The sequence below is a fragment of the Pseudomonas caricapapayae genome, assembly GCF_001400735.1.
GTDB lineage: Bacteria > Pseudomonadota > Gammaproteobacteria > Pseudomonadales > Pseudomonadaceae > Aquipseudomonas > Aquipseudomonas caricapapayae.
Genome location: NZ_LJPW01000007.1, coordinates 23,056 through 30,134, shown reverse-complemented (window position 1 = coordinate 30,134; position 7,079 = coordinate 23,056). Strand labels below are relative to the sequence as shown.

Genomic DNA, 7,079 nt, shown 5'->3' with positions numbered 1-7,079 from the left:
CTGTAGGTGTCCGGTGCATCCGTGGTAGCTTTCTGCTTCCACACAACAAGGTCACGGAGACCGGACATATGAGATTTCCAAAAATCAACTACAAATGGGTATGGGCTGACGAGGTAGATAGGTTCGAAAAAGCTCTCAAGGAAGACCCTGAACGACGATTTAGCGGACAAGTGAGTGGGCAGGAGTATTGGCAGGCACTGGGAAGCTACAAGCTTGCATGCTTTGCAGAGCGTCTTCGAAACGGAAACATTGCGATTTGGGATCACCCGTCTCAAGCAGATATTCTCCACCTTTACTTGATTAACAAGCATCACTGGACCCTTGAGCAGGCTCGCCAAATACAGAAGGAAGGCGATTTTCTTCTTCTGCTTCGCAGTGAACTGGAGCAGCTGAAGTTGAATGGGGCAGAGGCTGATCCGGTGAAGAACTCTGTAAGCTTCCTTCCGGAATATCTGGACTTTGCGGCTCATTTCGAGCCGACATAACCACTGAAAAACGTTTGGCTGACTCTTTCCAGAAGCCAGCCTCTTTATCGTGCCAGGCGGCTTTTTCTTCGCGCGTGACATCTTCCGGCCACAGCAGGATTGGAAGACGCCGACCATCAAGCGCAGCGATGCCTGCGAGAATCTGGGCGGCGACCTGCGTTGTAGTGCCTGTTGCTCGATCGCAGATCGCTTTCACTGCAGCCTCGCGGTCTCCACAAGAGAGCTCGACGGTCTCGGCCTGCTCGCGGCACTGCTCAGATGCATCGGTGTGGCTGTTGCTTTCGTTCATGTCTTACTCCGAGATTGTGTACTGGATGAATCAACAGCCCATCCGCTGTACTACCTGCCCTTCCCGCCTGAGCGGATAATTCACGTCATGCCGCTGACTTGTTCGGATTCGCTTCGGCAAGAAGCCAAGAAACCTCAAAAGGCTTACCCCTGGCCGCAGCAAGTGCTGAAATTCGCTCCGCGTAATGTGTTTCTCCTGTGTACTCAGTGCGCGGCAAGCATTCGGCGGTGAGCCATTTGTAAACAGCGCGCGGGGTCTTTCCGCAAGCCAAGGCCACCACCGGAACGCCGCCGGCGTCGTCAATCGATTTCTTTAGCGGGCTCATGTGGCCTCCGGGTCAAATGTGAACTCACAGTACATATTATGTCGGAACTGAAAGTACATGCAATAGCATGCGATATTGAACCTATGGTTCAGATCGAAGATATTCGCGCCGCCTTCGTGGCCCGCCTCAAGAAGTCCCTCTCGGCTCACGGTATTGACCAGTGGGGTGCCGGCGCTCGACTGGCTGAAATAGCTAAGGTCACGCCGAAGGCTTCGAGCAAATGGCTAAATGGCGAATCATTGCCTGGGCCAGCAAAAATGCAGGCCATTGCCAGCGCGCTCGGTGTAAAGATCGAGTGGCTACAGCATGGTGTCGGTGATGATCCCGCACTGTCGCAGCTGGCCAGCATTGAAAAACCGGCCACTACGGAGAAGCAGTCTGCGTCCGATATCGTTCGCGATATGCTCTCCAAGCAGGGTAAGGGTCTTTCCGAGGATGCCCGTATGCGGTTGCTCGCAGCGGCCGGTGCCGAAGATGGCGGCGGCGCAATCGAGATTGACTACTACCGTCCAGGTGTTGTCGGCGATGAGGTTTGGATCGCGCACTACGATGTTCGCGCCGCGATGGGCGGAGGTCAGATACCTCACGACTACCCAGAGATGCTTCAGGACGTGCGAGTCAGTCCAAAGCATCTGCGCGAGATGGGCGTCGAATTCACCGAGCACTTCCACTTAAAAATGGTGACAGGCTGGGGTCAGTCGATGGCTCCGACGATCAAGCATCGTGACCCGCTTTTGGTGGACATCAGCATCCGGGAGTTCGCGGGCGATGGGATCTACATGTTTTCGTGGGACGGACATCTTTACATCAAGCGCCTGCAATGGATGGGCGATAACCAGATCAAGATGATTTCTGACAATAGAAGGCACCCGCCGGAGACGATCCGCGTGGACGAGACCTACATCCAGGCTCGGGTGCTGCTGGTGTGGAATGCTCAGCTGGTGTGAGCGGGCCACCCGGCTGATATGGCTTTGAAAGGAGTACCTGTCATGGGATTGACAAAGCCGAACCAACAACTCGCGCGGAACCTTCAGGGCCTCGCTGCCGACTTCAAATGGTCAGCCGTGGAATTGATGCGGATCGCGGAACGGTTGAGCCTGGTGGGCAATGAGACTGACGCCCAGGCCATTTTCAAGATGATCACGGTGTTCCATGCCGGCGAGGACAAATTGGTAGGGTATGTGGATGAGGTAAAGGTGGGAAGTATTTCGCGGGAACGAGATGAGTAGGCCGCGCAATCTAAGGCGGCATCGTACGCTCGATACGCTCGCCTTCAAGGAGAGGTCACGTAATTTGAGGACCACGCCCTGTCCATAAATTCTTCGGCGGAAATCTTGAGGGCAGTGGCTCCGAGCATCAGCCAGAATAGGTAAATCCTAGAGGCGCCCATGACTATCGACCTACTAGCTCAAAGGGTTTTTGAGCTATTGACGGGGGAAAATCAGGACGGAATCTGTAGGTATCAAAAAGGAAGCGACCAGTACTGGTCGCACGACGAGCTTTCTGAAATCGCATCACGGTTGAGAAGCGACGGGTGTGAAGTGGACGCCCTAATGCTGAAGAGGGTGAGCGAGGAGTTTTACGCGGGGAACCACCTGCTAGCAAGGTACGTGCTCCAAATGTCGAAAGAGGCTGGATGAATTACAGTCAACGTTGAATGATGCAAGGACGCAATGATGGACATGACGAAGCCAAACCAAGAGCTGGCACGCGACCTTCAGGGCCTAGCTGCCGATTTCAAATGGTCAGCAGTGGAGCTGATGCGGATCGCCGAGCGATTGAGCCTTGCGGGCAATGAGGCCGATGCCCAAGCCATATTCAAGATGATCACGGTTTTCCATGCTGGCGAGGACAAGCTGGCTGGGTATGTGGATGAGGTGAAAGCGGGGATCATTATCCGAAAGCAAACACAGCCGCAAGGCTGAGAAGGTTTCGTCTTTAAATTTATCTCAGGGACAGTGCGGCTATGTCGGACTTAGTAACAGCTGTAGAAATTGTTCGCCAAAGCCATCAGGGAATATCCATCAAGCCTTTCATTATTCGTGCAGACGATGGGGAAACATACTTTGTAAAAGGCGTTTCCAAATCAGGTGGTCCGGCGCTCATATCCGAACTGCTCAGCGCAGAACTAGGCAAATTTCTCGGGCTGCCCATTCCGCCATGGAAAAAGATGGTCGTACCACAAGACCTGATCGATTTCAGCGTGGTTCCGAACGTGTCAGATCTAGAAGGAGGATTGGCTTTTGCATCGCAAGCGGTCGAAAGCGCTGTAGATTTCAGCATAGCTCATCTGAAATCCACCCCAAGGAACCTGACGAGGAAGGTTCTGCTCTTTGATTGGTGGGTGCAAAACGGTGACCGAATTCTCGGGCCAATGGGTGGGAACGTAAACCTAATTTTGGACAGTCGTGGCGAGCTGGCTGTCATAGATCACAATATGGCCTTTCATAACTCATTCAATCCAAAAGAATTTCTTGAAGAGCACGTATTTTGCGATTGTCGCAAAGATTTTAGGGACTACCTCGTTCGTCAGGAATACACTGAGATTTTAAGCAAGGCACTGTCGAACTGGGATACGATCATCGCCTTTTTGACGGATGACTGGCTCTATAGGGATGCAGACCTCGTCGACCTGACAGAGCCAACGCTAGCAAGTCGGCTAGAAATTCTGCAGATGTTCAAGGAAGAGCGATTCTGGGGGGCCCTATGAGAATCATATGTAACTACTCGATTTTGAGGTTTCTCCCTTACCCAGAGACGGGTGAGTTTGTAAATATTGGGATAGTTCTATTTGCAAATAATGGTGATTTTCGTTTCGCTCTAGAGACAAAGCGCCAGCGCGTAACGACATTTTTCCCGAGCCTTGACGCAAAGATTTTTATCAGGGCGCGGAAGGAAGTGCACGCTGAGCTTGCCAGGCTCAGTGGATTTTTCACAAATCACAGGTCCGATCGTCAGGCTCTCGCGGCAACATTCAGTCACCTGGTGCATCCACGGGAAACGATGATGCGATTCAGTGAGCCAGGATCAGTTGTTGCGGCAACGTCAGACCAAGCGCTGAAAGCTTTATTTGATCACTATGTGAAGCATAGCTTTGCAACAAAAGAGTACCAAGAAGTAGCTCTCGAGAAGCAGTTAGGCAGGCTTTTGGCTGACGTTAATCTGAAACAACATTACGTGGACCGAAAGCTGGGCTCAGCGGATTATCCTGTTAAATTTCCCTTTGTACTCATTCAAGGCGGCAAGCCTGTGCAGGCAATCAAACCATTGCACCTCGGCCACGAAGAGTCCGGAAAAATTTATGAGCACGGTGATGCATGGATATCAAGAATGCGACGTTTGAGTGCAAAGGGCCAACTGCCGCCTGATACTTTGTTTGTCGCAGGCCCTCCAATCGCTGGCAAGCCGAAGCTGTTTAAGGCTTATAAAGAGGTTTCGACGGAGTTGAGTGCATTTCCAGAGGTTCGCGTTATCAGCGCAGAAGAAGATCGAGCAAGTATGGTGAGCCTCATTAAGGAGGGCATTCCCGCCTCGGCTGAGATAGCGTAGCTAAAGCCCGGCCCTAGCGCCGGGCTTTTTCGTTCTACCGCTAGGCAACCGCGGCGAGCCCCCTACCCCGCGCAGGCATCGACCTGCCCATCCCGCATCGACCTGCTGATCCGCGGTTGGACTGCCCCCCCCTTTGATTTGACCTGGCACACAACTTAGCGAGATTTGCGATCAGATCAACGCGTTGTCCGTCTCTCCTCATCATCGATCTCAATCATGAGCTGCAAAGCTTCGATGTCAGACTCCAGATAGTGCACCGTGCCATCTGAGCTCTCGACTGTGAAAATTATGTCCAGGCCTGGTCTGCGCAAGGCAGCAGGTATTTCTTCTCCCACCAGCGTGTTCATGCGGACTGTCATTGGCTGCATGTCCTAAATATCTGTCGACCCTTTTCAGCATAAATGCAAATACGATCCCGTCCAGCGGCAAACGCTTTATTCAAGTTGACTGAGCGTTTCGGTTAAGGCTTCATCTGCCCAAGCCGCCCACCCTGGTTGCCTTTGTCATCTCTACCCCATACTGGAAAAACCTATGCCCTCAATCGGAGATCGGCTGAAAAGCGAGCGCATGCGATTCGGACTATCACAGGACGCTTTCGCAGAAATTGGCGGTGTCAAACTGAATGCCCAAGGTAACTACGAGGCCGGGCGAAGGATTCCCAAGGCAGACTATCTGGCACGGGTAGACAGTGCTGGAGTTGACGTTCTGTACGTGCTGACTGGCCGTCGGTCAAAGCAAGTGGCCACTTCTAAGGTGACAAGACGCCACACAGCCGACCGCTCAGCAGAGCGAGTCACGGTCCGACCAACTGCGAGTCACGCAACAGATGTGCCTGCTACGATTTCCGCCCCAGCAGGAGGAATGACCATGCCATCTGACCCGATGATTGCCCTTCTCTACCGTCTTAACGAAAACTCCAACGCCATCGCCAGTGCCGTCGAGGAAATTAGTCAATGGATTGATCAGCGAGGCTCGACGGATGTATCCGGACGTGTCGAGCAGTATCTGGGTGTGCTAGAGGAAAATTCCGAAATGGTTGCCGAGTGCTTTGCAGAGCTGTTGTTTCGATCGCAGAGCTGACCCTCATGCATAATGCGAGCCCGCCAGTGAGCGGGCTTTTTTTGCCCTTCATCCAATGATGGCGGACGGCTCGCGTGGTAAGGTCTCGGCCCAACTCTATGGAAGGATGAAAGATGCGTACATCGAAAATATTAGTATTGCTGTCTATCGCAATCTCCATAGGCGGCTGTGCCGGCCCGCAGCAAAATCAGCATCAAAGCGTGCCGCGAGAAGCTCACACCTTCAAGCCGATTGAGTTCAAGTACGACGAAAGAAGAACAGCGGCTGCCAATTTCGCCCAACAGCTTGATATCCCGGCTTTTCAGTGCGCCCTGGAAGCAAGCAATGGGAGCTATGCCGTTAGATACAGAAATCCACAAGGGATCGCTGAGTACACCCGATCTCTACTCGACTGCAATCGCAATGCGAGATCTGAAGGCGATGCCGCGGTTGCGGTGCTTAACGCCGCAAAAGTCAACCCAAAACAGGCTGACTTGGCAAAAGACCTTTACGCCAAATGGTCGGCGTATCTCTCAACCATGAGTATCTACAGCAGGCCAGACATACGGGCCAAAACTCAGTACATTGCCGCCAAAGAAGCATTGGCGGCTGAGGTCAAATTCGTGCAGTAGCCAATCAACCAAACCGATCTGAAGCCTGCCTCCAAGCGGGCTTTTTGTGGGCGTCAAAAAGGTGCTGGGGCTTCTCCTGGATCATCTACAGCATCAACGGGCAAATCGTCCAGGGCGATTGGCTCCCATCGCACCGTAACCGAACCGTCATCCTCGAAAGTCACATCCAGCTCGTCCGTGGCTGATAGCACGCCCATCACCTCTTCCCATTCCCGGTCGCCGTCCGTATCAAGACGGTGAATCCCCACCCACCGCTGAACCTGCGCGATTGGGTGGTTGATCATGTCTGACACCCGAAGCCCCAAGCGTTCTACCCCGGACATCTCAACACGTACTGCTAGTTTTGCCTTCGTCTGCGCCATGCTAATGCGACCTCCTACAACTGTACATTTATCCAGTATTTGCACAGCATAGCGAACCAGCGGTTCGCGGTAAATCCCCTTGCGGGATGAAGTTCAATTTTCCCCGGCTAAATAATTTCTAAAAAATATGTACTTTTGGTACTTGACTTAATATGAACCTGTAGTTCATATTTCATCCATCGCAGCGATCAAACGCAGCGACCACAAGACTGGTGAAGCCGCCAGATAGCACGGGATCAGCGAAGTGATCTCCCAGCCCCGGATAACGGGACCGACTGGACGAAGCTCTTTACAGAGAACGGAATCACCTGCTGCACCGCATCACCAAAGCGATAACTGAATTAGCGCCCCGAGCCTCGGCTATGAGGGGTGCTGGAC

Annotated in this window: 12 protein-coding genes and 1 pseudogene; 9 read left to right on the top strand and 4 right to left on the bottom strand. The window is 52.8% G+C overall.

What is annotated here, in order from left to right; genetic code table 11:
- Positions 1–300: 300 nt before the first annotated feature.
- Entirely contained in the window at positions 301–774 is a 474-nt protein-coding gene (locus ALO80_RS30370; RefSeq protein WP_144434193.1) for a hypothetical protein, read from the bottom strand.
- Between the two features lie 85 nt (positions 775–859).
- Positions 860–1,099: a helix-turn-helix domain-containing protein gene (locus ALO80_RS01160; protein ID WP_055007632.1), complete on the bottom strand. Its 240-nt coding sequence runs from the start codon at positions 1,097–1,099 to the stop codon at positions 860–862.
- 83 nt (positions 1,100–1,182) lie between these two features.
- Between ALO80_RS01160 and ALO80_RS01155 the strand changes: the two genes are divergently transcribed.
- The 6 genes from ALO80_RS01155 (at position 1,183) to ALO80_RS01130 (ending at position 4,648) form a co-directional block, all read left to right on the top strand.
- Positions 1,183–2,046, top strand: a complete 864-nt coding sequence (locus tag ALO80_RS01155; RefSeq protein WP_055007631.1) for a LexA family transcriptional regulator — start codon at positions 1,183–1,185, stop codon at positions 2,044–2,046.
- A gap of 42 nt (positions 2,047–2,088) precedes the next feature.
- Positions 2,089–2,328 (top strand): hypothetical protein, encoded by a 240-nt coding sequence (locus ALO80_RS01150; protein WP_055007630.1) that lies wholly within the window; start codon positions 2,089–2,091, stop codon positions 2,326–2,328.
- A gap of 159 nt (positions 2,329–2,487) precedes the next feature.
- Positions 2,488–2,739, top strand: a complete 252-nt coding sequence (locus ALO80_RS01145; protein ID WP_055007629.1) for a hypothetical protein — start codon at positions 2,488–2,490, stop codon at positions 2,737–2,739.
- Between the two features lie 36 nt (positions 2,740–2,775).
- Positions 2,776–3,024, top strand: coding sequence for a hypothetical protein (locus tag ALO80_RS01140; RefSeq protein ID WP_055007628.1), 249 nt, complete (start codon positions 2,776–2,778; stop codon positions 3,022–3,024).
- Positions 3,025–3,065: 41 nt separating this feature from the next.
- Entirely contained in the window at positions 3,066–3,809 is a 744-nt protein-coding gene (locus tag ALO80_RS01135) for a HipA family kinase (protein ID WP_055007627.1), read from the top strand.
- Complete coding sequence (locus tag ALO80_RS01130; protein ID WP_055007626.1) at positions 3,806–4,648, top strand: DUF3037 domain-containing protein; 843 nt, start codon at positions 3,806–3,808, stop codon at positions 4,646–4,648. The genes ALO80_RS01135 and ALO80_RS01130 overlap by 4 nt, the downstream gene beginning before the upstream one ends.
- Positions 4,649–4,824: 176 nt before the next feature.
- Here ALO80_RS01130 and ALO80_RS31205 read toward each other — a convergent pair whose 3' ends face one another.
- Positions 4,825–4,995: a hypothetical protein gene (locus ALO80_RS31205; RefSeq protein ID WP_159420650.1), complete on the bottom strand. Its 171-nt coding sequence runs from the start codon at positions 4,993–4,995 to the stop codon at positions 4,825–4,827.
- 184 nt (positions 4,996–5,179) lie between these two features.
- On the opposite strand from ALO80_RS31205, the pseudogene ALO80_RS31835 reads away from it, so the two are divergent.
- The 3 genes and pseudogenes from ALO80_RS31835 to ALO80_RS01120 form a co-directional block, all read left to right on the top strand.
- Positions 5,180–5,377 (top strand): annotated as a pseudogene (locus ALO80_RS31835) (helix-turn-helix domain-containing protein); the annotation flags it as partial.
- Between the two features lie 138 nt (positions 5,378–5,515).
- The gene (locus ALO80_RS28800) at positions 5,516–5,728 is read left to right on the top strand and encodes a hypothetical protein (protein ID WP_083493098.1); all 213 of its coding nucleotides are present in this window, start codon (positions 5,516–5,518) and stop codon (positions 5,726–5,728) included.
- Positions 5,729–5,841: 113 nt separating this feature from the next.
- Positions 5,842–6,339, top strand: a complete 498-nt coding sequence (locus tag ALO80_RS01120) for a hypothetical protein (protein ID WP_055007624.1) — start codon at positions 5,842–5,844, stop codon at positions 6,337–6,339.
- A 53-nt stretch (positions 6,340–6,392) separates the two neighbouring features.
- Here the strand turns inward: ALO80_RS01120 and ALO80_RS01115 are convergent, their stop codons facing one another.
- Positions 6,393–6,701 carry a DUF1654 domain-containing protein gene (locus tag ALO80_RS01115; protein WP_055007623.1) on the bottom strand — a complete coding sequence of 103 codons (309 nt, stop codon included), beginning with the start codon at positions 6,699–6,701 and terminating at the stop codon, positions 6,393–6,395.
- Positions 6,702–7,079: the final 378 nt, after the last annotated feature.

Coding starts and splice junctions, on each gene's coding strand:
- ALO80_RS01155 (WP_055007631.1), top strand. CDS start 1,183: ATGGTTCAGATCGAAGATATTCGCGCCGCCTTCGTGGCCCGCCTCAAG.
- ALO80_RS01145 (WP_055007629.1), top strand. CDS start 2,488: ATGACTATCGACCTACTAGCTCAAAGGGTTTTTGAGCTATTGACGGGG.
- ALO80_RS01150 (WP_055007630.1), top strand. CDS start 2,089: ATGGGATTGACAAAGCCGAACCAACAACTCGCGCGGAACCTTCAGGGC.
- ALO80_RS01130 (WP_055007626.1), top strand. CDS start 3,806: ATGAGAATCATATGTAACTACTCGATTTTGAGGTTTCTCCCTTACCCA.
- ALO80_RS28800 (WP_083493098.1), top strand. CDS start 5,516: ATGCCATCTGACCCGATGATTGCCCTTCTCTACCGTCTTAACGAAAAC.
- ALO80_RS01160 (WP_055007632.1), bottom strand. CDS start 1,099: ATGAGCCCGCTAAAGAAATCGATTGACGACGCCGGCGGCGTTCCGGTG.
- ALO80_RS01115 (WP_055007623.1), bottom strand. CDS start 6,701: ATGGCGCAGACGAAGGCAAAACTAGCAGTACGTGTTGAGATGTCCGGG.
- ALO80_RS01140 (WP_055007628.1), top strand. CDS start 2,776: ATGGACATGACGAAGCCAAACCAAGAGCTGGCACGCGACCTTCAGGGC.
- ALO80_RS01120 (WP_055007624.1), top strand. CDS start 5,842: ATGCGTACATCGAAAATATTAGTATTGCTGTCTATCGCAATCTCCATA.
- ALO80_RS31205 (WP_159420650.1), bottom strand. CDS start 4,995: ATGAACACGCTGGTGGGAGAAGAAATACCTGCTGCCTTGCGCAGACCA.
- ALO80_RS01135 (WP_055007627.1), top strand. CDS start 3,066: ATGTCGGACTTAGTAACAGCTGTAGAAATTGTTCGCCAAAGCCATCAG.
- ALO80_RS30370 (WP_144434193.1), bottom strand. CDS start 774: ATGAACGAAAGCAACAGCCACACCGATGCATCTGAGCAGTGCCGCGAG.